Annotated in this window: 19 protein-coding genes; 10 read left to right on the top strand and 9 right to left on the bottom strand. The window is 70.2% G+C overall.

All coding sequences use genetic code 11. From position 1 onward, the window contains the following. Nucleotides 1-18 precede the first annotated feature (18 nt). Nucleotides 19-1,401 carry an aminotransferase-like domain-containing protein gene (locus tag BWI15_RS20675; RefSeq protein WP_077016144.1) on the bottom strand — a complete coding sequence of 461 codons (1,383 nt, stop codon included), beginning with the start codon at nucleotides 1,399-1,401 and terminating at the stop codon, nucleotides 19-21. Between BWI15_RS20675 and BWI15_RS20670 the strand changes: the two genes are divergently transcribed. Beyond that, nucleotides 1,400-2,617: an aminotransferase class V-fold PLP-dependent enzyme gene (locus BWI15_RS20670; protein ID WP_077016143.1), complete on the top strand. Its 1,218-nt coding sequence runs from the start codon at nucleotides 1,400-1,402 to the stop codon at nucleotides 2,615-2,617. The two genes, BWI15_RS20675 and BWI15_RS20670, sit on opposite strands and share 2 nt — an antisense overlap. Continuing rightward, on the top strand, nucleotides 2,614-3,876 hold the full coding sequence (locus tag BWI15_RS20665; protein WP_077016142.1) for an MFS transporter: 1,263 nt from the start codon (nucleotides 2,614-2,616) through the stop codon (nucleotides 3,874-3,876). Before BWI15_RS20670 ends, BWI15_RS20665 begins: the two co-directional genes overlap by 4 nt. Here the strand turns inward: BWI15_RS20665 and BWI15_RS20660 are convergent. From BWI15_RS20660 to BWI15_RS20645, 4 genes are all read right to left on the bottom strand, one after another. Next, entirely contained in the window at nucleotides 3,863-4,690 is an 828-nt protein-coding gene (locus BWI15_RS20660) for an SRPBCC family protein (protein ID WP_077016141.1), read from the bottom strand. The two genes, BWI15_RS20665 and BWI15_RS20660, sit on opposite strands and share 14 nt — an antisense overlap. 260 nt (nucleotides 4,691-4,950) lie before the next feature. Next, a complete protein-coding gene (locus tag BWI15_RS20655; protein WP_077016140.1) occupies nucleotides 4,951-5,736 on the bottom strand; it encodes an SGNH/GDSL hydrolase family protein in 786 nt (261 codons plus the stop codon). A gap of 106 nt (nucleotides 5,737-5,842) precedes the next feature. Beyond that, complete coding sequence (gene thrS, locus BWI15_RS20650; protein ID WP_269087185.1) at nucleotides 5,843-7,141, bottom strand: threonine--tRNA ligase; 1,299 nt, start codon at nucleotides 7,139-7,141, stop codon at nucleotides 5,843-5,845. Nucleotides 7,142-7,274: 133 nt separating this feature from the next. Continuing rightward, entirely contained in the window at nucleotides 7,275-8,117 is an 843-nt protein-coding gene (locus BWI15_RS20645; RefSeq protein WP_077016138.1) for an acyl-CoA thioesterase, read from the bottom strand. A 149-nt stretch (nucleotides 8,118-8,266) separates the two neighbouring features. Here BWI15_RS20645 and BWI15_RS20640 point away from each other — a divergent pair, with 149 nt between their 5' ends. Next, on the top strand, nucleotides 8,267-8,722 hold the full coding sequence (locus BWI15_RS20640; protein ID WP_077016137.1) for a DoxX family protein: 456 nt from the start codon (nucleotides 8,267-8,269) through the stop codon (nucleotides 8,720-8,722). Nucleotides 8,723-8,773: 51 nt separating this feature from the next. Here BWI15_RS20640 and BWI15_RS20635 read toward each other — a convergent pair whose 3' ends face one another. Further along, the gene (locus BWI15_RS20635) at nucleotides 8,774-9,691 is read right to left on the bottom strand and encodes a proteasome assembly chaperone family protein (RefSeq protein ID WP_077016136.1); all 918 of its coding nucleotides are present in this window, start codon (nucleotides 9,689-9,691) and stop codon (nucleotides 8,774-8,776) included. Between the two features lie 251 nt (nucleotides 9,692-9,942). Here BWI15_RS20635 and BWI15_RS20630 point away from each other — a divergent pair, with 251 nt between their 5' ends. The 4 genes from BWI15_RS20630 to BWI15_RS20615 all read left to right on the top strand — a co-directional run bounded on the left by BWI15_RS20630 (nucleotide 9,943) and on the right by BWI15_RS20615 (nucleotide 13,978). Beyond that, complete coding sequence (locus BWI15_RS20630) at nucleotides 9,943-11,040, top strand: hydroxyacid dehydrogenase (protein ID WP_168197356.1); 1,098 nt, start codon at nucleotides 9,943-9,945, stop codon at nucleotides 11,038-11,040. After that, nucleotides 11,037-12,956: a DUF2264 domain-containing protein gene (locus BWI15_RS20625; protein WP_077016135.1), complete on the top strand. Its 1,920-nt coding sequence runs from the start codon at nucleotides 11,037-11,039 to the stop codon at nucleotides 12,954-12,956. Before BWI15_RS20630 ends, BWI15_RS20625 begins: the two co-directional genes overlap by 4 nt. Nucleotides 12,957-12,973: 17 nt before the next feature. After that, the gene (locus tag BWI15_RS20620) at nucleotides 12,974-13,387 is read left to right on the top strand and encodes a hypothetical protein (RefSeq protein WP_077016134.1); all 414 of its coding nucleotides are present in this window, start codon (nucleotides 12,974-12,976) and stop codon (nucleotides 13,385-13,387) included. Nucleotides 13,388-13,450: 63 nt separating this feature from the next. Continuing rightward, nucleotides 13,451-13,978, top strand: a complete 528-nt coding sequence (locus BWI15_RS20615) for a ferritin (RefSeq protein WP_077017147.1) — start codon at nucleotides 13,451-13,453, stop codon at nucleotides 13,976-13,978. Between the two features lie 69 nt (nucleotides 13,979-14,047). Here the strand turns inward: BWI15_RS20615 and BWI15_RS20610 are convergent, their stop codons facing one another. Beyond that, nucleotides 14,048-15,949: a DUF2207 domain-containing protein gene (locus BWI15_RS20610; RefSeq protein WP_077016133.1), complete on the bottom strand. Its 1,902-nt coding sequence runs from the start codon at nucleotides 15,947-15,949 to the stop codon at nucleotides 14,048-14,050. Nucleotides 15,950-15,969: 20 nt separating this feature from the next. Further along, nucleotides 15,970-17,196 (bottom strand): tyrosine-type recombinase/integrase, encoded by a 1,227-nt coding sequence (locus BWI15_RS20605; protein ID WP_168197355.1) that lies wholly within the window; start codon nucleotides 17,194-17,196, stop codon nucleotides 15,970-15,972. Between the two features lie 158 nt (nucleotides 17,197-17,354). Here BWI15_RS20605 and BWI15_RS20600 point away from each other — a divergent pair, with 158 nt between their 5' ends. Then, nucleotides 17,355-18,449 (top strand): hypothetical protein, encoded by a 1,095-nt coding sequence (locus BWI15_RS20600; RefSeq protein ID WP_083750912.1) that lies wholly within the window; start codon nucleotides 17,355-17,357, stop codon nucleotides 18,447-18,449. On the opposite strand, the gene BWI15_RS20595 is transcribed toward BWI15_RS20600, so the two are convergent. After that, nucleotides 18,446-19,885, bottom strand: coding sequence for an aminotransferase-like domain-containing protein (locus BWI15_RS20595; RefSeq protein ID WP_077016132.1), 1,440 nt, complete (start codon nucleotides 19,883-19,885; stop codon nucleotides 18,446-18,448). The two genes, BWI15_RS20600 and BWI15_RS20595, sit on opposite strands and share 4 nt — an antisense overlap. On the opposite strand from BWI15_RS20595, the gene BWI15_RS20590 reads away from it, so the two are divergent. Together BWI15_RS20590 and BWI15_RS20585 are read left to right on the top strand one after the other, a co-directional pair. Further along, nucleotides 19,884-20,780 carry a DMT family transporter gene (locus BWI15_RS20590; protein WP_077016131.1) on the top strand — a complete coding sequence of 299 codons (897 nt, stop codon included), beginning with the start codon at nucleotides 19,884-19,886 and terminating at the stop codon, nucleotides 20,778-20,780. The genes BWI15_RS20595 and BWI15_RS20590 overlap by 2 nt on opposite strands. 88 nt (nucleotides 20,781-20,868) lie before the next feature. Further along, nucleotides 20,869-22,989 (top strand): elongation factor G-like protein EF-G2, encoded by a 2,121-nt coding sequence (locus tag BWI15_RS20585; RefSeq protein ID WP_077016130.1) that lies wholly within the window; start codon nucleotides 20,869-20,871, stop codon nucleotides 22,987-22,989. Nucleotides 22,990-23,114 lie beyond the last annotated feature (125 nt).

Raw genomic sequence — 23,114 nt, 5'->3', positions numbered from 1 at the left:
CGTCCGATCCGGTGAAGTTCACAGCCCGGCGAGCCGCCGCGCCGCCTCGGCGAGCTCCACCGGATCGGACGCGGCGGCGAAGTTGAACCGCAACCAGGACCCCGGCCGCTCGGTGGCGAAGTAGCGACTGCCTTGGCTCACCCCGACCCCCAGGTCGCGCGCGGCCGCGGTCAGCGCCACGTCGTCGGACCCGACCCGGACCCACAGGTGGAGTCCACCGGTCGGCACGTGATCCACGGCCCAGTCCGGTCGATGCTCCTCCAGCGCCGTCATCAGCCCGTGACGGCGTTCGTGCAACGCGGCACCGAGCGTCTTCAGGTGGCGTTCCCACGACGGCGCGGCGACCAGTTCGAGTGCGGCCTCCTGGAGCGGTCGCGGGACGAAGAAGTCGTCCACCTGCCGTACGGACCGCAGCCGCTCCAGCACAGGACCGCGGGCGACCAGGGCTCCAACCCGCAGACTTGGGGCCGCCGGTTTCGTCAGTGAGGTGATCAGGACGACCGTGCCGTCGCGATCGTCGGCGAGCAGCGGTTTGGGAGGCGCGGCCGGACCGCCGTGGCCCAGGAACGTGGCGAAGTCGTCCTCCAGCACGAACGCCCCGGCGGCTCGCGCGACTTCCACCACCTGACGCCGCCGCTCGATCGACAGCACCGCGCCGGTGGGGTTCTGGTACGTCGGCTGGCAGTACAGCAGCCTCGCACCCGACCGGGCGAAGGCCTCGGCCAGCAGCTCCGGTCGCAGGCCGTCGGCGTCGATCGGCACGGGCACGGGACTGAGCCCAGCGGCCCGCGCCGCCGCCAACGCACCCGGATAGGTCGGCGACTCGACGAGGACAGGACTTCCCGGAGCGGCGATCGCGCGAAACGCGACGGACAGCGCGCTCTGACCGCCACCGGTGACCAGTACGTCGTCCGGTGTCACGGTCGGACCGCACCACGTCGCGAAGACCGCTCGCAGCGACTGCAGGCCGTTCACCGGAGCGCGATCCCAAGCACCCGGTCGCCGGGCGGCGCGGGCGAGCGCGTTGCCCAAGGCCCGGACCGGTTGCAGCGACTCGTGCAGATAGCCGCCGTCGAGGCGGATCGTTCCGGCCGGCCACGAGGTGCCGAGCGGTCGGCCGGGATCCACGGACCGGTCGGCGAGGGCGACGGTCTGCCATCCGAAGTCCGGCAGCACCGGGGCGCCGCGCGACGGCAGGGCGACGAACGTTCCGCTGCCCGGACGGGTCTCGACCACTCCTTCCGCGGCCAGCTGGGCGATCACCTTGACCACGGTTCCCGGGCCCACCCGGTACCGGTCGACCAGCTCGCGGTTGCTCGGGAGCTTCTGGCCCGGTGCCAGGTCCCGGACCAGCGCCCGCAAACCGTGGTCGAGTCCGCCAGTAGTGCTACTGTTGTTCATGAGAGCTGATGCTAGCGCTACTGAGCTGACCCGGGAATCACTACTCGCCTTCCGCGCCGAAACTCCCGGAACGGGCGAGGTGGTCCACTTCAACAACGCCGGCTGCGGATTGCTCGCCTCACCCGTGCTGAACGCCGTACTGGCTCATCTGGAGCTGGAGGCGCGGATCGGTGGGTACGAGGCGGCTGCCGCACGTGCCGAGCAAGTCGAGGCTTTCTACACCGAGCTTTCCGGCCTGCTGAACTGTGCCCCGGGCAACATCGCCTTCGCCGGCAGCGCCACCCACGCGTACGCGACGGCCCTGTCGGCGATCCCGTTCGAGCGCGGCGACGTCATCCTGACCACCCGCAACGACTTCATCTCCAACCAGATCGCGTTCCTGTCGCTGCGGCGCCGGTTCGGTGTCGAGCTCGTGCACGCGCCCGACCTGCCCGAGGGCGGCGTCGACGTCGAGGCGATGGCGGCCCTGATGCGCTCACGCAGACCGCGACTCGTGGCCGCGACGCACATCCCGACCAACTCGGGGCTGGTTCAGCCGGTCGAGGAGATCGGCCGGCACTGCCGCGAGCTGGATCTGCTGTATCTGGTCGACGCGTGTCAGTCGGTCGGGCAGTACCCGCTGAACGTCGACCGGATCGGGTGCGACTTCCTCACCGGCACCTGCCGCAAGTTCCTCCGCGGGCCGCGCGGCACGGGCTTCCTGTACGTGTCCGATCGCGTGCTCGAGGCCGGGCACGAGCCGCTGTTCATCGACATGCACGGCGCGAGTTGGTCGGCCCCCGAGACCTACACGCCGAGCCCGACCGCCCGCCGCTTCGAGGACTGGGAGTTCCCGTACGCCGCGGTGATCGGCAGCGCCGAGGCCGTTCGGTACGCCCGGCAGGTCGGTCTCGACGTGATCGCGCACCGGACGCCGGCGCTCGCCGCCGATCTTCGCGACCGGCTCGACGCGCTGCCCGGCGTACGGGCGCTGGATCGGGGGCGGCAGCTCGGCGCCTTGGTCACCGTCGCGATCGAGGGCCGGCAGCCGCAGGAGTTCAAGGCCGCGCTCGACAGCCGCCGGATCAACTCAGCGCTCAGCTTCCGCGAGTTCGCCCAGTACGACTTCGGCGACAAGGACGTCGACTGGTGCCTGCGGTTGTCGCCGCACTACTACAACACCGAGGACGAGGTCGAGCAGGTGGTCGCCGCGATCGCCGAACTGGCGTCGCGATGACCACCTCGTACGCCGCTGCCCCGCTGCGGACCAACCGCGACTTCCGCCGGTTCTGGTTCGGCGAGACGCTCTCGCTGCTCGGCAGCCAGGTCACCACGCTGGCGCTGCCGTTGACCGCCTTGCAGGTGTTCGGCGCGTCGGACCGGGAAGTCGGTCTGCTGCGCTTCCTGCAACTGCTGCCCTACCTCGGGCTCGCGCTGATCTTCGGGGTCTGGGTGGACCGGGCGCGCCGGCGCCGGGTGATGCTCGGTGCCAACGTCGCCCGGCTCCTCCTGCTCGGCGCGATTCCGCTGCTGCACTGGGCCGATCTGCTCACGCTGCCCGGATTGTTGTTGGTGGCAACCGCCATCGGCGTCGCGTCGGTCCTGTTCGACGTCAGCTGGATGGCCTACGTCCCGGTCCTCGTCCGCGACCCGCGCCAGTACGTCGAGGCAAGCGCCAAGCTCGCCATGACCTCCAGCGCGACCGATGTCGCCGGGCCTGGTCTGGCCGGCGTACTGGTCGGCTGGCTCACCGCGCCGATCGCGCTGGTGGTCGACGCCTGCTCGTACGCCGTCTCGGTGGTGACACTGCTGTTCATCCGCGCACCGGAACCGCGTCCACCCAAGGACAGCCGGCGGCACGCCGGACGGGAACTGCTCGACGGTCTGAACTGGGTGTTCGGCCGGCCGTTGCTGCGCGCGCTGGCGCTGATCGGCTTGTGCTGCAACTTCTCCATGGTCACGGTGTGGACGATGTTCCTGCTCTACGGCAGCCGTGACCTGCGGCTCGGCGCACAGACCCTCGGCGTGGTGTTCGCCGCCGCGTCGGTCGGTGGCCTGATCGGATCGGCGATCTCGCGACGGGTGGTGGCCCGCTTCCCGGTCGGGCGCGTCTACCTGATCGCGCAGTCGATGCTGCTGCTCGGACCGGCCCTGATCCCGCTGGCGGCCGGACCCGAGCCGGTGCTGCTGGCAACGGTCATCGCGTCGTTCTTCGTCACCTACCTCGGACTCGGCGTGGCCGGAGTCGTGATCGTGAGCTTGCGGCAGACCGTCACTCCGCCAGAACTCATGGGGCGGATGACCGCGGTGTTCCGGACGCTGCTGTTCGGCGGTGGTGCGCTCGGAGGCCTCAGTGCCGGTCTGCTGTCGGCGGCTCTCGGCGCCCGGGGCGCGCTGATCGTCGCGGCAACCGCCTCGGCGCTCGTGGTGCCGGCCGTGTTCCTGTCGCCGGTCGTCCGCCTGAGACGGCTGCCGGAACCGGTCAGGTCCGGGTGACCGACGCCGAGGCGAGGGACTCGATCAGGTCGTGCCAGGCAGCCTGATTGTCGGGGCCAGCGGCGGTCTGGGTGAGCACCAGGCGCGCTCCGCCGTTGCCGTCGCGCAGGGTCCAAGTGACCACTCCTTCACCTGCCGGGTACACCAGCCGCACCGGCTCCTCCGCCTCGGTGACCGCGCCGGGCTCGATGCCCTTGGCAACGAAACCGTCGGGCGGCAGTTGGCCGGCGACGACCTTCCCGCCGCCGGCCAGCCGGGCCCAGACGTCGTCCTTGGGCGCGGTCAGCTGGCGTTCGAAGCGCAGGCTGCCGTCCGAGCGGACCTCCGGCTGGTCCAGCCCGTAGATCTTGACGAAGTGTTCGTGCAGGACCGAGTAGTGCTCCCGCGGTACGGAGTCGCCACCCAGCGCCTTGTCCAGCGCGTCCAGGCAAAGGATCCAGCCGCTGGTCAGGCTGGCCGAGCTCGCGCGGTCGTCGTACGTCGAGGTGAGGCTGAGCTCGCACCCCTCGTCGGTCGGGGTGACTTCCCAGCGCTGGATCTCGCTCCCCCAGGTGAACTCCAGCAGCCGCGGCGGGTCGTAGGCGCGGACCACGCCGGTGTTGTCCGGGTCTTCGACGAAGTCGTCCTCGCCGTCGGTGAACGTGAACGCGATCCGGCCGTCCAGGCGCAGATCCACCTCGACCAGCGCCGGATACCAGTGCGCCAGCTCGGCCGGGTCGGTCAGGGCCCGCCAGACCTTGTCCGGCGGGTGGGCGAGCCGGCGCCGCATCCTAAGTACGGTCCGGCCGTTCTCGCTGCTCATTGATTCGCTCATGAGCCCATATATACCGTTTGAGGCATATAAAAGACAAGCACGAGTCCCGGTCGACCGGCGTCCGCCGGAAGGGGATTCGACGCTTCGGATCCGGTCCGCCGGCCATCCGGCGACGACACCGGCCACCCCTCCGGGGCCGGCCTCGCTCACCGGGCGGCCGAAGCCGGAACTGGTCCGGAGCGGCGGGAAGCCGGCGGACAGGCCGGTGCGGCACCTCTGCATCACACCACGAACAGAGGCGCCGCGCAGCCCGCCGAGTGTCAGCTCAGGTGTGGCTGGACCAGATTGGCGTAAGCGGCCTGGCCTGTGACGTTCGGGTGGTACGACTCGCTGATCGGGTTGGACAGCCCGTTGATCCACTCCGGACTGCCGCAGACCGCGTGCCCGATGAACGCCTGGGTCGGGTTCACGAACGTGTAGCCGGCCGCGCTCGCGGCCGCGCCGATCTTGGCGTTGAGCAGGTCCGCGGTCTGGTTCAGCCGGGTCATCTCGGCGGCGCTGAAGAACGTCCCGGCGTTGCAGTCGGTGCCGTTGAACAGCCGCGGGTAGCCCACGATGATCACCTTCGCGTTCACCGCGCGGCTGCGCACCGTCGCGTACAGGGTGTTCAGCCGGCCCGGGATCGTGTTGTTGATGGTCGCCTGGGCGGTGTTGATCGCACCGTCGCAGTTGGCCAGCCAGGCCGGCTTCGCGCACTCGGTGATCACCGACGAGAAGCCGGCGTCGTTGCCCCCGACCTGCAGCGTGACGAAGTTGACGGCCGCGGTGAGCGGGCCGAGCTGGTTGGCGGTGACATCGGCGACCCGGGCGCCGGAGCACGCGACCGAGGTCAGCGTCGCGCCGATCCGGGCCGCGTCGAGGTACGGGTAGGACTTGGTGGAGCGCTGGCACGCGCCGCTGTCGGCGATGTAGCTGCGGGTGCCGACACCGGAGGCGTAGGAGTCGCCGAGGGCGACGTACGAGAGAGCCGCGTGGGCCACGGTCGGGTTGACCAGCAACGCGGTGCCGAGCACCGCGCTGCCGAGGACTGAGAGGAGGCGTTTCATGGGGGCGGACCGCCTTTGCACTGGAGGGGCTGGACCCCTTCTGCTGGCACGACTGACAGTCACGATCCCGCAGCCCTCAGTGACAATCAACCCTTCGGTAAGAAATTCACCGCGGATTCTCCTGCAAGGTAGCGGGGCGGCAGGCAACCATCAGCCCGTCCAGCACCGCAGCCGCCTCGGCCGGGTCGTCCTGATGGCCGTCGCGGTACCGCAACGCCAGGTGGCCGGCGGCAACTTCCCGGGGCCCGACGACCACCTGGTACGGCGCCGGCCGGTTCTCCCGGATCCGGGCGCCGAGGGTGCCCTCGTCGGCGTGCGCGATCTCCGCCCGGAGTCCGCGGTCGGTGGCGCGGCGCGCGATCTCCGCCGCGTAGGCCTCCTCGGCGTCCGACAGCGGCAGCACGACGACCTGCACCGGCGCCAGCCAGGCCGGGAACGCACCACCGTGCTGCTCGATCAGGTGTGCGATCACCCGCTCGAGGCTGCCGATGATCGCCCGGTGCACCATCACCGGCCGGAGCCTGTTCCCACCAGCTTTGTTGCCATCGGCACCGATGTATTCGAGTTCGAACCGGGCCGGCTGGTGGAAGTCGACCTGGATGGTGGACAGGGTGTACTCCCGCCCGGCCGCGTCCTCGAGCTGGATGTCGATCTTCGGCCCGTAGAACGCCGCTTCGCCGGGCGCCTCCTCGTACTCGACCCCGGCGTCACGCAGGACCGAGCCGAGCAGGTCGGCCGAGCGGTCCCAGCTCTCCTGGTCGCCGACGTACTTGCTGCCGGGCTCGCCGATCCGGGCGTCGGCCGCAGGCAGCGACAGCAGGAAGCGGGACGGGCTCAGGCCGAGATCGCCGTACGCGCGCAGGATCAGGTCGAGCGCGCCCCCGGCTTCGTCGGCCACTTGGTCGAGGGTGCAGAAGATGTGGCCGTCGTTCAGCTGGATCGCACGGACCCGGCTCAGGCCGCCGAGTACGCCGGACAGCTCGGCGCGGTACATGCCGCCGAGTTCGGCGTACCGGATCGGGAGCTCGCGATAGCTGTGGGCGCGCGACCGGTAGATCAGGGCGTGATGGGGACACAGGCTCGGTCGCAGCACGACCTCCTCCTCCCCCACTCTCATCGGCGGATACATGTCGTCGCTGTAGTGCGACCAGTGGCCGGAGATCTCGTAGAGCTCGCGTTTGCCGAGCACCGGTGAGTAGACGTGCTGGTAGCCCGCGCGCCGTTCCAGCTCGGCGACGTAGCTCTCCAGCGCGTGCCGGATCGCCGCGCCCGCGGGCGGCAGATAGGGAAGACCCGCGCCGATCAGCGGGTCGGAGTCGAACAGGCCGAGCTCGCGGCCGTACTTGCGGTGGTCGTACATGGTTTCGTTCCTCGCTCGATTCGTCGGGCGAGTGGCCGGTGACAACGCAAAAGCCCCGGGGCACTCGCCCCGGGGCTTTCGGAAGACTGCGTGAGTCAGCGCGCCGGGACAGGATCCGGCGTCGTCGTCTGTACGGCGTGCTGCTGCATGTCCACCAAGTTAGCAGGCCCGTCAATCGTTATTGCTCGTCGAGGTCCAGCCCGACCGGACGGATCAGCCCTTCCTGCGCGACCGACGCGGCCAGCCGGCCGTCCTGGGTGAACAGGCGACCGGTCGCGAACCCGCGGGCACCGGACGCCGACGGAGAGGACTGGTCGTACAGCAGCCACTCGTCGGCCCGGAACGGCCGGTGGAACCACAGCGCGTGGTCGATCGAGGCCGGCTGGATCCGCCGGTCGCCGATCACCAGGCCGTGCGGCAGCAAGCTTGCCCCGAGCAACGTCAGGTCGCTGGCATAGGCCAGTACGCAGGCGTGCAGCGCGGGCTCGTCGGGAAGCTTGCCGGCGGCCCGGATCCAGAACTGCCGGCCGCTCACCCCGGCCAGCCGCATGTCGAGCGCGGACCACTCCTTGTTCCAGTCCTCGGCCGAGCGACCGGTTGCCGCCTCCAGCACCGAGGCCAGCGTCGGTGCCTCCTCGGGCGGGACCACGTCGTCCGGCATCGGGTCGCTGTGGTCCAGACCCGGCTCGGGCCGCTGGAACGACGCGGACATGTAGAAGATCGGCTTGCCGTGCTGCGACGCGACCACCCGGCGGCTGCTGAACGTCTTGCCGTCACGGGTCGGCTCGGGCCGGTACACGATCGGTACGGCGGTGTCACCGGGCCGCAGGAAGTAGCCGTGCAGGGAGTGCACGATGCGCTCCGGCTCCACCGTGCGGCCGGCCGCGACCAGCGCCTGGCCGAGCACCTGCCCGCCGAACACGCGCTGGGCCGAGGTCTGCGGCTGGCGGCCGCGGAACAGGTCGTCGTCGATCTTCTCCAGGTCGAGCAGGTCGACCAGATCCTCCAGGGACTCGGGCATGCCTCATCCTGACAGTTCGCACCGGCCCTCCGGCGTACCGGCTGGTGTGGTTCCACTCACCCGGTCGTTTTCGGTGAGCTTTCGGTCGCGGCCCGTAGGCTCTGGTTGAACGCGCAACCAAACAGTTGGTCCGACCGAAGGAGATCCCCGTGAGCCGCCTCCCCTCCGGCGCCGCCCGTGCCGCCGCCCGTGACCTCGTCCTCCTGCTGGCCCGCGTCGGGCTCGGCGTCGTGTTCGTCGCGCACGGCTGGCAGAAGTTCCGCACCAACGGGCTGGCCGCGACCGCGGCGGGCTTCGAGCAGATGGGCGTGCCCGCGCCCACGCTGTCGGCGTACTACGCGGCCGGGGCCGAGCTGCTCGGCGGCGCGGCGCTGATCCTCGGCGTGCTCACTTCGCTGGCCGGCGTCCTGCTGGCGCTCGACATGGCCGGTGCGTTCCTGTTCGTGCACATGTCGAACGGCGTGTTCGTGGCCGAAGGTGGCTGGGAGCTGGTCGTGATCCTCGGACTGTTCTCGCTGACGCTCGCGGCCATCGGGGCGGGACGCTACAGCGTCGACCGGGTGCTCACCCGATCCACCGCGGATCGGGCCACACTGTCGGTCTGAACCATGACGAAGGCCCCGGAGCGTGTCGCTCCGGGGCCTTTGTCGTTCGCGTCAGTTGGTGTCGTCGTCGCGGTTCAGCTCGGCCAGGAACTGCTCGACCTCGGCGCCCAGCTCGTCGGCCGACGGCGTCGACCCGGCCAGTAGGCTGCCGCGGCTGATCGAACCGGCGGCCGCGTCGTACTGGGTCTCGAGCGCGTTCACGACGGCGGCCGCGTCGTCGGACTGCTCGACCTGCTCGTCCACGAGTCGGCCGGTGATGGCGGCCTCGTCCAGCAGCGCCTTGCTCGGCAGCAACAGGCCCGTGGCCGCGGAGATCGCGTGCACCAGCGCCAGCGCGGCACCGGGGAAACGGTTCTCGGCCAGGTAGTGCGGGACGTGGACCGCGAAGCCCATCGCGTCCTTGCCGGCCTCACCGAGGCGGACCTGCAGCATCGTGCCGGCGCTCGCGGGCAGCCGCATCTCGCCGTCCCAGATGTTCGACCGGGTGACCAGCTCGGGACGCGTCGCGTGCGCGGTCAGGCCCAGCGGGCGGGTGTGCGGCACGCCCATCGGGATGCCGTGCACGCCGACCGTCAGCGTCACGTTGTACTTCTCGATCAGCTGCCGCACGGCACCGGCGAACCGGTTCCAGTGGTTGTCGGGCTCCACGCCTTCCAGCAGCAGGAACTCGACGCCCGCGTCGTCGGTGAGCAGGTGCAGGTTGAGCTGCGGCGGCGTGTAGTCGATGAAGCGGTCCTCGGAGAACGTCACCTCGGGCCGGCGAGCCCGGTAGTCGTGCAGCAGATCCACGTCGAAGCGCGCGAGCAGCCGGTGGTCCAGTACGTCGAGCAGGTGGTCGGCGGTCACCCGCCCCGCCTGACCGGCGTCCATGAACCCGTCGAGCGAGTGCACCAGCACCTTGGGCGTCGCCGCCGGGCCGGTCGCCACCGACTCGTCGACGATCTCGTAGAGGTCGTCCGGTCGCAGCATGTGTCTCGTCTCCTTCATCACTGGCCAACAGGGCGGTAGGCCCCTCCATCCTGCCTTCTCCCTGCACAACGCCCACTCACCGGGCGGTCATTCCGCTCCGCGAGAATTTTCTGGCGGCCGACTTCGTGCACCGCTCAGCCGTCGCCAAGGCGGCTTCGCGGCTGACCGGTGCTCGAGGTCGGGCGTACGACGCGCGGCGCGCGACGCGGACCGGACGAGCGGATCCGGAAAGCGCTTGCTAGCGTGCTCCTGTGCGCACCGATTCCGAGCCTTCCCCGTCCGCCCCGTCGTCGGCCGTCTCACCACGCGCCGAATCGGCGGGACCGCCGCAGGCCGCGGCGCCGGCAGTCGCCCGGCCGACCGTGCTGCTCGCGATGAGCGAGTACAGCCGCGACCGGGTCCTGGTCCCCGCGGTGCGCGACCGCCTCGAGCGCGTGGCCGACGTGCTGCCGGTCCGTGCGGACCACACGTTCCTCGACGACCCGGCGGTTCGCGACGCACTGGCCGGAGTCGACGTCCTGCTGACCGGCTGGGGCTGCCCACAGATCACTCCGGAGGTGCTCGACGCGGCGCCCCGGCTCCGCGCGATCGTGCACGCGGCCGGCTCGGTGAAGGGGTTCGTCACGCCGGTCGCTTTCGATCGCGGGATCCAGGTCACCTCCGCCGTGGTCGCGAACGCACTGCCCGTCGCGGAGTACACCGTCGCGACGATTGTGCTCAGCGGCAAGCGGGCGTTCCGGCTCGGCGCCGAGTACAAGCGCGACCGTCAGCGCCCCGACCCGTACAACTCCCCGGGCAACTACGGCACCACGGTCGGCCTGCTCGGCGCGTCCAGGATCGGCCGGATGGTCGCCGACCGGCTGCGGTCCTTCGACCTCGAGGTGCTGATCAGCGATCCGTACCTGACCCCGGCCGACGCCGCGGAGCTCGGCGCCGAACTGGTCGAACTCGACGACCTCTTCCGCCGCAGCGACGTCCTGAGCGTGCACGCGCCGCTGCTGCCCGAGACGGTCGGCCTGGTCGACGCGCGGCTGCTCGGCCTGCTGCGCGACGGCTCGGTGCTGATCAACACCGCCCGCGGCAAGATCGTCGACGCCCGCGCCCTGGAGGCCGAGTGCGTCGCCGGCCGTCTGGACGCCGTACTGGACGTGACCGACCCCGAGCCGCTGCCGCCGGACTCGCCGCTGCTCGACCTGCCCAACGTCTTCCTCACCCCGCACCTGGCCGGCGCCCTCGGCAACGAGGTCGCCCGGCTGGGTGAACTCGCCGTCGGCGAGGTCGAACGGCTGGCCGCCGGACGGCCGCTGCAGCACGCCATCAGCCCCGCCGAACTCGGAAGGATCGCATGACCGTCCACACGTCACGGCTCATCCTGCCCGCCACCGATCGCGAGCTGTCCCGTCAGACCGGCTGGGTCCGCGGTCACTGGGAGGCGCTGGCCGACCACCTGCTCGACTCGCTCGTCCCGTACTTCTCCCCCGGGTCGGCCCGCGTCGTGCTGCCCGGCCGCCCCAGCCGCTCCGGTACGGCGTCCGACGAGCTCGAGGGTTTCGCCCGCTCGTTCATGCTCGCCGCGTTCCGGATCGGCGGCGTTCGTGGCGAGGGCTGCGAGCAGCTGATCGAGCGGTACGCGCGCGGCGTCGCCAACGGCGCGAACCCGGACCACCCGGAGTCCTGGCTGCGGCTGACCCCGCGCTCGCAGCAGATGGTCGAGGCGGCCGCGATCGCGGTGGCGCTGCACGAGTCCCGCGAGTGGATCTGGGACCGGCTCGACACCCGCGCGCAGGAGCACGTCGCCGAGTGGCTCGGCGGATTCATCGGGTCGACGACGCACGACAACAACTGGCGGCTGTTCCAGGTGGTCAGCGAGCAGTTCCTGGCGTCGGTCGGCGCGCCGTACTCGCAGGACGACATCGACGGCGGCCTGGACCGGATCGAGGACTGGTACGTCGGTGACGGCTGGTACTCCGACGGCGACGGGCAGAACTTCGACAACTACATCGGCTGGGCGATGCATCTCTACCCGGGCCTGTGGGCGCGGATGGCCGCCGCCACGCCGGGTGCGCAGTACGAGGACCGGCTGAAGGTCTACCGGGAGCGGCTCGCGCTGTTCCTGGAGGACGCGGTGCACCTGGTCGGCAACGACGGGGCTCCGGTGTACCAGGGCCGGTCGCTGACGTACCGGATGGCCGCGGCGGCGCCGTACTGGATGGGGGCGTTGCTGGATTCGACGCCGCTGTCGCCGGGGCAGACGCGGCGGTTGTGCTCGGGGATCGCGCGGCACTTCGTCCAGCACGGGGTGCCGGACGAGCGCGGGCTGCTGACGCTCGGGTGGTACGACACGTTCCTGCCGACGACACAGCAGTACTCCGGGCCTGGTTCGCCGTACTGGGCGTCGAAGGGGTTCATCGGGTTGCTGCTGCCGCCGGAGCACCCGGTGTGGTCAGAGCCCGAGGACTCGATCCCGCTGGACGACGAGGACCAGGTGCGGGCGATGCCTGCGCCGGGATGGATCGTGCACAACAGCCGGCACGACCAGCTCGTCCGGCTCGTCAACCACGGCGCCGACCACGCGCCGCTCACCGAGCCCGAGGGCGTCGAGCCGGCCGGTGACGCGCACTACAACCGGTTCGCCTACTCGAACCACGCCGGTCCGGAGCTCGCCGACCACGTGCCCGCGATCGACAACCTGATCTGCCTGATCGACCAGGAAGGCCGCACCAGCACCCGGGGCCGCATCCGCCGCCTCGGCATCGGCGCCCGCACGGCGTCGTCGTGGCACAAAGCCTGGCTCGGCACCGAGGGCCCGTGGCCGATCGAGACCACGTCGGTGATCTACGGCAACTGGGAGATCCGCGTCTCGCTGGTCGAGGGTCCCGCCGGCGCCCTCGTCCGCAGCGGCGGCTACGCCGTCGCGGGCAGCTCTTTGCCAGAAGCAACTGCCAGTTCGGAGGGAGCGGTCTGGGCTTCCACCCGAAACTCAGAAGGTCTGATGTCAGCAGTGGTGGGACTGCACGGCTACACCTCCGCCGGCGTCCACCGCGGACTCGGCGCCAACGCCTTCGGCCCGCACTCGGCCACGCCGTACCTCACCGCTCCCCACACCGGCGAACCGGCCGTGCTCGTGCACGCTGTGTTGCTGACCCGTGACGCCCTGGCGCCGCAGGCTCTTGCCGAGGGCATCGACGTCGCGGTGGACGGACGCGAGATCACGATCACACTTCCCGGCGGCGACACGGAATTCGTGATGCTGGGAAACCGCTGACGACGTACGGTCGGGGGATGCAGGAAGTTTCCCCGACCGACGTTCTCGCCGAGGCCGTCCGCACCGACCCGAGCACCGCCAACCAGGAGAAGTTGTGGGCGGCAACCTTCTCCCTGGAGCGCTGGTGGTTCGTGCAGCGCGGCGAACCCACCAACCCGCAGCCGTTCGTCGGCGTGCACGGCGACCAGCCGTTCCTGATGGCGTTCACCTCGGCCCAGCGGGCCCGCGGGTTCGCCGTCGCCAACGGTCTGGCCGGTGCCGACGACCAGGTGGAAGTCCTGGCGCTCACGCCGGCCGACGCGGTCGCCCAGGCACCGATCTGGACCCAGCAGGGCATCGCGGCGATCACGTTCGACCACGGCATCAGCGGTTTCTTCGCCCCGCTGGGCAACCTTCCCGCGATCCGGTCGCACGTGGCGGGCGGTGCCTGACACCCCGTTAGGCCAGCCTCGCCAACGGTGTGAAATGCGGTGCCGCGCACTACCGTGGTCGGCATGAGCACGTACGCGAAACTCCTGCAAGAACAGATCCGCAACGAATTCACGGCGGCCCAGCAGTACACGGCAGTGGCTGTCTGGTACGACGACCAGGATCTCCCGCGGCTGGCCGCGCACTTCTACAAGCAGGCCCTGGAAGAGCGCAACCACGCGATGATGATGGTCCAGTACCTGCTCGACATGGACGTCCGGCCGCAGATCCCCGGCGTCGGCGAGGTCGTCAACGACTTCAAGACCGCGCTCGACCCGCTGGAGCTCGCGCTGCAGCAGGAGATCACGGTCACCAAGCAGATCGAGACGCTGGCCCGCACCGCGCGGGACGACGGCGACTACATCGGCGAGCAGTTCATGCAGTGGTTCCTCAAGGAGCAGGTCGAGGAGGTCGCCGCGATGACGACGCTGGTCAACGTCGCGAAGCGGGCCGGTGACAATCTGTTCCACCTGGAGGACTTCCTGGCCCGCGAGACGGTCGGCGACGAGGGTGCGGACCCGACCGCGCCGACGGCCGCCGGCGGCAAGGTCTGACGCAGGTCCGGGAGTTTCCGGGCCGCCGCTCCGGCGGCGGCCCACTCCCCCGCTGTGCCCGGAGGTCGATCACCAGGAACCGCCGCCTCCGCCGCCTCCACCGCCACCGGAGGAACCTCCGCTGAAGCCGGAGGAGCTGCCGCCCCCGCCGCCGCTGCCGGAAGGCGCCGGCGGCGGATCGAAGGTCTGCGCCACGGTCTGGCTGATGTTGCCCGCCGCGAAGCCCGAGCTGTAGTACGACGGCCCGACGTACCAGTACGGGTCGGCCGGGATCCGTCCCGCCGCCACCAGTTGCGAGCACACCCGCTGCCACCGGTCGGCCAGGCCGAACGCGATCGCCCAGGGCAGGTACTTGCTGAAGATGTCCTCGCCCTCCTCGAACCGCAACTGGTCGGCTTCGGCGGTCGCCAGGTAGGTCCGGAAGCCGATCAGCTGGTCGGTCACCGCGCGGCCGGCCGGGCTCCGCTGTCCCCGCGCCCGCTTCGAGATCAAGGTGCCGATGGCAACGACCACGGCGAGTACCGGCAGCCCGATCACCACCGCGCGGCCCAGACCGCCGGTGGCGGCGCCGATCACCGTACCGATCGCGCCGGCGCCGAAGATCCAGAGCCCGACCATCGCGATGCACGCGCACGGGAAGACGCCGGACAGCTGCTTGCCGCGGGCGGCCCATGGCATCCGGGTGTACCACTGGCGGGCCCTGATCTGCTCGCGCAGGGCGCTGATCATCGCGTCGTGCGCCCGGCGCATCGAGTTGTCGCCGGTCTTGCGGCGTTCCAGCGTGATCTCGGAGCCGGGCATGCCGGTCGGGTAGAGGTTCTGCAGCAGAACCTGCTCGTGCGGCGCCATGGCCAGGCCGGCGTTGAGCAGCACGGCCTTCTGCTCGTCGCCGGTGTTGTCGATCCGTACGGCGCCGCGCACGGCCAGGTCGATCAGCGTCGCGGCGGTCTCGGTGGTGTTCGCCTTCGCGTCGATCAGCAGCCCACCTTCGCCGACCGGGATCGGCGGCGGTGAGAACGCGACCGGGATCTGGTCGGTCGACAGGGTGTCCTTCACCGCGCCGACGGTCGAGCCGGCCGGCGGGAACGTGCCGGGCGGCATCCCGGCGTACCGCAGATCGCGGTTTCCGCGCCGGCCGTAGACGATCGCGGTCGTGAGACCGGCGAGCGTGACCAGGCCGGCGGTGACCACGCCGGGCAGGTTGACGCCGTTGCGCTCGAGCCAGTTCGGCGCGTCGACGATGATCGGGGTGTCGTTGGCCACCACGCCGGACGTGATGCCGGCGACGATCGTGAGACCTTCGCCGCGGTCGAGGTTCGACGCGGAGAAGACGCCCTGCTCACCGGAGATCGACTTGCGCTCGCAACTGGCCGTGCTGCCGTGCGGGCCGGCGAAGCAGTCGACCTGCTGGACACCCTCCGGAACGGTGACGGTGACGTCGACTCGGTTGAGCACGGCCTCCCAGCGGGAACCGGTGGCGTCCCAGTACAGCTCGCTGTGGTCGTCGAAGTGCCGCAGCGCGCCGCGTACGTCGTACTCGATCACGTACGTCGCCCGCCGGCCGGCGATCGTCTCGTTCGGCGAGCCGATCTTGATCTGCACGGTTTCGTCGCGCCCGCCGTTGGTCTTGCGGGTCGTCTCCTCGAACTCGTCGGGCGCGCCGCTCGGGCTGCTGACGGTGATGTCGGAGATCTCGTACTTCTGGTCCTTCGACAAGTCGTCGACGTAGGGCTCGCGCGTCACCAGGAAGCGGTAGATCCCGTGCCGTCCGGAGCTGGCGAACCGGTAGTCGATCGTCTCCTTGACGTGCAGTACGCCGTCCTTGCCGACGGTGTAGTCGAGCTGCATGCGGCTGACTTCGTCCCCGGTCTCGCGGCCGGTGACCGGCGAGGCGTTGGCCGGCACCGCCCACCCGGTCAGGACTAGCCCGGTGAGGAGCGTGACGACCGCGGTCCAGAGTGCCCTTCGCATGCGGCGACAGTACCGAGGTGTCAGTCCACCGTCTGCTCGCGCCGCGCTTCAGGTTCAGTGCCCTTGGTCTCGCCCGCGGCGCGGATTGCGGCCTCGACCAGATCCGCGGCGCTGGTGTCGCGGGTGCGGCGGCCGCGGTCGTAGTACTGCGTCGTCGCGATGCTCGCGTGCCCGACGTCGGCCTGCACGTGCTGGATCCGGGCGTCCTGCTCCAGCGCGATCGTCACGTACGCGTGCCGCAACGCGTGCGGATGCACCTTGTCGACGACGTCCTCCAACGCCGGCCCAGCCTGAAGGGCGACCCGCTTCAGCAAGGCGTTCACGTCGAACCGGGAGCAGCGAGCCCCGTCGCGGGTCGCGATCAGCGGACTCGTCGCCTTGCCGTTGGTCCGGCCGCGCAACGCCGGAGTGGTTGTCTCTTGCACCAGATCGCGCTCTCTCAGGTACCGCTCGAGGGCCTCGGCGGCCAGCGTCGTCAGATACACCTCCCGGTGCACCCCGCCCTTGCCCAGCACCCGGAGCATCGGCTCGCCGCCGGACACCACCAGGTGCTGACGATCCAGCCCGACCAGCTCCGAGACCCGCAATCCCAAGGTCAGCAGCGCCACCACGGCCACCGCGCGGGCGGCGTACAGGTCCTTGTACCGGGTCTTGTTCGGGAGCTTGCCTGCCGCATCCAGCAGCGCGTGCAGCTGCGACGCGGTCAGGCGGATGGTCGGCGACGCGTCTCTGGAGCTCCGGTTCAGTCCGAGGCGGGCCCGGTTGAGTGCTGCCGGGTTCGCCGGGACGACGCCGGTCTCGGTCAGATGACCGTAGAACGCGGAGAGCGTGCTCAGCATGCGCTGGCGAGTCCGCTTCTCGGCTCCGGCCGCATCCAGGAGATGAAGCCAGGCCTTCACGTCGCGCCCGGTCGCCGCGCGGGGATCCATCCCCCGCCCGGCACACCACCTGAACCAGGCCAGGTCGTGCAAGGGCCCCTCGCGCCGGACTCCTGAACCGCGGCTCGGGGCGTCGGCCGCTTCCTTCTCTCCCGCTATCAAGACGTCGACCCACGCGATCGGCAATCCCAGGGCATAGGCGTACGTCCGCCGCGTGCCGGCGTTCGCGTACTGACTCAGCCAGTCGGCGACCTGTTCTCTCAGCGTCTCTGGGTCGTCGACTCCCGGCCAGGTTCCTTCCGCGACGACGATCTGGTCGTCTTCTCGCGCCTTCCGGGCAGCTTCCAGCACGACCAGCAATCCGTCCATGCCCCGATCCTGGCAGCCAATCCGGTCCGCTTCGGCTTCCCACTCCGCAGGCGGGAGAACACACTCACAAAATGCTGGTTTCGTGGTGGTTGGGTTTGGTTTCGGAAACGCCGAACCGGTTTCCAGGTTGTCTAACCTCGAACATCTAGGGTCTGAGCATGATCGTGGACGCCGGAAGATGCGGCTACAGCAAGTGCCGGGCCGAGTTGCCCGCTCCAGGACTCCAGGGCGGCCGCCCGCGGACGTTCTGCCGGGACACCCGCTGGGAAGGCGGCCGGACCTGCGCGCAGATGGCCCGGGCAGAGAAGGAAGCCCTGGGAGCGCTGGGCCTGGACGCCGGCAGCAGCACCTTCCGCCTGGACGCCGAACGCCTGCGCGACCACCTGGACAGCGTGCGCGGACCGGTGGAAGCGCTCACCGCCGCTCTCGAAGCGGTCACCACCCGTCTGGACGAGGTCGAAGCAGCAGCCGTCGCGGCCGTGGAGACGGCGAACGCCCAGGTCGCCGAGGCCGAGAAGGCCCGCGTGGCCGCCGAAGAAGCCCGCGAACAAGCCGAGCAGCGAACCCGTCAGAGCCAGGCCGCCGCCGAGCGCGCCGCCAATGAGCGCGCCGAGGCTGTCGAACGCGCGTCCGCCGCCGCCCGCCAGGCGCTGGACGCGACCGAGGCCCTCGGCGCAGCACGCCAGCAAGCCGAAGAAGCCGTCAACGCCCGCCGCGCCGCGGAGGCTCAGGCCGCCAAGGAAGCAGAACGGGCGGCCGGCACCGACCGGCAGCTCCGCGAGATCGCCGTCGCCGCCGAGCGCCTCCTGGCCGAACGCGACGCGGCCCGCCTCGAACGCGACACGCTTCGCACCGAGCGAGAGGAGATCCGCGCCGAACGAGACAGCGCCCGCGAAGCCGAAGCATCCCGTCGTACCGACCTCGAAGCCGCACGGGCCGAGCTGCACGCTCTCCAGAACGCGCTCTCCGCGCAAGAACGCAAGGCCCAGGAGTCCGAAGCCGCCCGACTCCGCGCCGAGGCGGCCCAGTCAGCTCAAGCAGAGGCCTTCCAGCAACTCACCCTCAGTCATGACCAGACCAGCGCCGACCTCGAGGTCCTCCGCACTCGCACCGAGCAGCTCCAACTCCAAGCCACCCAGGCGACCACCGAGCTCGAAACGGTCCGAGCCCAGCTCACTACAACCCGCCTGCACCCGGAGGATCTGCAAACTCTCGTCGCCGCACTGACCAGCCAGCGCGGCGCGGCGGGTTAGCCGAACGCCCGCCGAAGCCGAAGGACACCTTCCTCGAGCTGGGCAGTGCCCGGAGTCCCGACATAGCTCAGGCGAAGGTGCGGCGCGGGCACCTCGGCGCTGAAGTAGGCCGCACCGGCGGTGACCGCGACGCCGTGGCGCAGCGCCGCAGCCGAGAGAGCGCGTTCTTCGGTTCCCTCAGGGAGCCGAAGCCACAGGTGATAGCCGCCCCGGCGCGGATTGACCGGCACGACCTCCGGCAACGAACTCCCCAGCGCCGACAGCAACGTCGTACGGCGGTCCTGCAGCGCTTGGGCAAGCGTTCGGAGATGGCGTGACCAAGCGGGTGAGCCGACCAGTTCGAGTGCGGTCTCCTGCAAGGGCCGTGGGACGAACATGGTGTCCACGGCGTTGATCGCCCGCAACCGTTCGAAGGCCGGCCCGCGCGCGGTCAGCCCGGCGATGCGAAGGCTCGGCGAGGCCGCCTTGGTCAGCGAGCGGACGTGGACCACGACACCGTCGGGATCGTCAGCAGCCAGCGGCGGCGGAAGCGGTTCGCAGTCGGCGTGCACGAGCCGGCGGGCGAAATCGTCCTCGACGACGAAGGCCCCTGCGGAGCGCGCGATCTCGACCACCGCCGTACGGCGCTCGGCGGCGAGGCAACTTCCCGTCGGGTTGTGGAAGAGCGGCTGGCAGACGAAGAGCCGAGCGCGCGTCGCCTCGAAAGCGTCAGCGAGCAGATCGGTCCGCACGCCGTCCGCGTCGACCGGTACCGGCACGGGCCGCAATCCCGCGGCGCGGGCGATCGCGAGCATCCCGGGATAGGTCGGTGACTCGACCAGCACCGGCGAACCGGGCGCGGCCAAACCGCGAAGAGCAGCAGAGAGCGCGTTCTGACCGCCCGCCGTGATCAGCACATCCGACCCGTCGAGCGAACCACCAGGTCCACCCACATCCCGGGCGAACCACTCCCGCAGCTCGGTCAGTCCCTCGACCGGCGGCCGGGCCCAGGTCCCCGGCCGGCGACCGGCTCGTGCCAAAGCACCGGCCAACGCCCGCTCGGGCTGAAGCGCCGCATGCAGATAACCGCCGTTGAGATCGATGACCTCCGGCGGTGGCGCGGTGAGCGTCGCCAGCAACCCAGCGGCGTCCGCGGCCCGTGGGCCGACGTCAACAGAGGCGTGCGGCGGATCAGCGCTGAGCGCGACCTCCTGCCACGAAACATCCCCCGGTACGGCGATCGCGCGCCCGGCCGCCTTGAAAACCCCAGCTCCGGGACGTGAGACGACCAGGCCTTCCGCGACCAGCGCGGAGATCGCCCGAGAAACCGTCACCGGACTCACCTGGTACCGCGTCACCAGCGCGCGACTCGACGGAAGCTTCTGTCCTTCGGAGTAGCGATCGAGCTCGGCCCGGAGTGCAACCACCAATCGACCGCCACTGCTACCGTCATTCATGACAGCCCAAGATAGCGCTACTCGCGCTCCCGCGATATCAGTCCGGACCGGTACTTCGCTGGCCGCGGCGGCCGTCGTCGCCTTCTCGCTCAGCTTCCCGGCGACCGTCTGGGCGCTGGAAGGCTTCGGCCCCTGGACCTCGACCGGCGTCCGCGCTCTGCTCGCCGGGGTGATCGCCGCGATCTGTCTGTTCGTCGCCCGCGTGCCGCTGCCCGAGCGCCGCCACTGGGCCGGTCTGCTCACAGTCGCCGGCGGCTGCGTCATCGGATTCCCCTTGCTCACAACCCTCGCGCTGCAGACCTCCACCACAGCCCACTCGGCTGTCGTCATCGGAATCCTGCCGCTGGCCACCGTCGTGATTTCGTCGCTGATCACCGGCCGGCGGCCGTCCCGCACGTTCTGGACCGCCGCGGGTCTTGGTGCGCTCACTGTCGCCGCCTTCACGCTGCAGCAGAGCCACGGTTTGCCAACCATCGGCGACCTGTACCTCTTCGGTGCCCTGATCGTGTGCGCCGCCGGGTACGCGCAAGGTGGCCGGCTCGCCCAGCATCTACCCGGCTGGCAGGTGATCGCCTGGGGCGTCGTCGCTGCCCTCCCGGTCTCCGTGATCGTCACAGTGATCGCTCTCCCGGCCGAACCGGTGCAGCTGACCACCAAGGCGATCGTCGGCATGGGCTACATCGCGGCGATCTCCCAGTTCGGTGCGTTCGTCGTCTGGTACCGCGGGATGGCCGCGATCGGCGTACCGAAGGCGAGCCAGCTGCAGCTCGCCCAACCGCTGATCACGCTGGTCTGGTCCGTCGTGCTGATGGGCGAGCACCTGCCTGTCCTCGCGCCGGTCGCGGCCGTGGTCGTCCTGGCCTGCATCGCCGTCACCCAACGCGCGAGCGCCTGAGCATCAGTCGCCGTCGTGTCGGTCTCTCGCGGAACTCTTGTGCTCGGCGGCTGCTTCGGGGAATGGTGGACGAACAGGAGGAAACGTCATGGCAGACAAGACGAACACTTCCCAGGGCGCGCCGGGTGCGGACACCCCCGCCGCCATTCGCAACGTCGTGCTCGTCGGTCCGTCCGGCGCCGGCAAGACCACTCTCGTCGAGGCGCTGCTGGTCGCCTCCGGAGTACTGACCAGAGCCGGCTCCGTCGTCGACGGGACGACGGTGTGCGACTGCGAGGACGCCGAGATCCGGCAGCAGCGCTCGGTCGGCCTCGCACTCGCCCCACTGCTGCACGACGGCATCAAGATCAACCTGATCGACACCCCCGGGTACGCCGATTTCGTCGGCGAGCTCCGGGCCGGACTGAGAGCGGCAGATTGCGCTCTCTTCGTGATCCCGGCCAACGAGGGAGTCGACGAACCGACCAAGACGCTGTGGCAGGAGTGCGACCAGGTCGGCATGCCCCGCGCCGTGGTGATCACCAAGCTCGACCACGCCCGCGCGAACTACGAGAACGCGCTCTCCGCGGCCCAGAACGCCTTCGGCGACAAGGTCCTGCCGCTGTACTTCCCCGCGGGGCAGGGCGTGATCGGCCTGCTCTCCCAGACCCACTACGAGTACGCCGACGGCAAGCGCAGCACGCACGCACCCGACGCGTCGTACGCGGAGCTGATCGAGCAGCACCGGGGCACCCTGATCGAGGGCATCATCGAGGAGTCCGAGGACGAGTCCCTGATGGAGCGCTATCTCGGCGGCGAGCAGATCGACCAGGACGTGCTGATCGAGGACCTCGAGCGCGCGGTGGCCCGAGGCTCGTTCTTTCCCGCCATCCCGGTCTGCAGCGGGACCGGCGTCGGCACGCTCGAGCTGCTGGAGATCGCGACCAGCGGGTTCCCGTCGCCGCTGGAGCACCCGCTGCCCGAGGTGTTCACTCCGCACGGCGTCGCGAAAGGCAAACTGACCTGCGATCCGGACGGACCGCTGCTGGCCGAGGTGGTGAAGACGACGTCGGACCCGTACGTCGGCAGGGTCAGCCTGGTCCGGGTGTTCTCCGGCACCATCAGGCCCGACACGACGGTTCACGTGTCGGGCCATTTCACGTCCTTTTTCGGTGCGGGCAACAGCCACGCCGACCACGACGAGGACGAACGGATCGGGACCCTGTCGTTCCCGCTCGGCAAGCAGCAGCGGCCGGCTTCGGCCGTTGTCGCCGGCGACCTGTGCGCGATCGGCCGGCTGACCCGCGCGGAAACCGGGGACACGCTCTCCGACAAGTCCGACCCGCTCGTGCTGAAGCCCTGGACGATGCCCGAACCGCTGCTGCCGATCGCCGTCCAGGCCCGCGCCAAGACCGACGAGGACAAGCTGTCCGGCGGGCTGCAACGGCTCGCAGCCGAGGACCCGACGCTGCGGATCGAGCAGAACCCGGAGACTCACCAGATCGTGCTGTGGTGCATGGGCGAGGCGCATACGGACGTCGTACTGGATGCCCTGGCCAACCGGTACGGCGTATCGGTCGACACCGTCGAGCTCCGCGTGCCGTTACGCGAGACGTTCGGCGGCAAGGCGAAGGGACACGGACGGCACGTCAAGCAGTCCGGCGGGCACGGCCAGTACGCCGTCTGCGACATCGAGGTCGAACCGCTGCCCCAGGGCACCGACTTCGAGTTCGTCGACAAGGTCGTCGGCGGCGCGGTGCCGCGGCAGTTCATTCCCAGCGTGGAGAAGGGCGTCCGGGCGCAGATGGACAAGGGCGTCGGCGCAGGCTATCCGGTGGTCGGCATCCGGGTGACGCTGCTGGACGGGAAGGCGCACAGCGTCGACTCGTCCGACATGGCGTTCCAGATGGCCGGTGCCCTGGCGCTGCGCGAGGCGGCGAACGCGACGAAGATCAACCTGCTCGAACCGGTCGACCTGGTGTCGGTCCTGGTGCCGGACGATCTGGTCGGCGCGGTGATGAGCGACCTGTCCGGACGTCGCGGACGCCTGCTCGGCACCGACAAGGTCGGCGACGACCGGACGCTGGTCAAGGCCGAGGTCCCGCAGGCCGAGATCACCCGCTACGCGATCGATCTGCGCTCACTGTCGCACGGCGCGGCGTCGTTCACCCGGTCGTTCGCCCGGTACGAGCCGATGCCCGACTCGGCCGCCGCGAAGGTGAAGGGCTAGGTGTACTGATCAGGCACGTTGGTTGAGAAAGTGTGACGACACGCGGTGAGTGTGGTTGATGGGTGAAGACCTCCCGGCGTGGAGTGGAGCTGTCTAGGAACCAGCTCTACGCACAGGAGGTCTTC

The organism is Kribbella sp. ALI-6-A (assembly GCF_001984195.1).
In the GTDB taxonomy this organism is placed as follows: domain Bacteria; phylum Actinomycetota; class Actinomycetes; order Propionibacteriales; family Kribbellaceae; genus Kribbella.
Note: the sequence above shows the minus strand (reverse complement) of the source record. Positions and strands in the feature narration are given on the sequence as shown.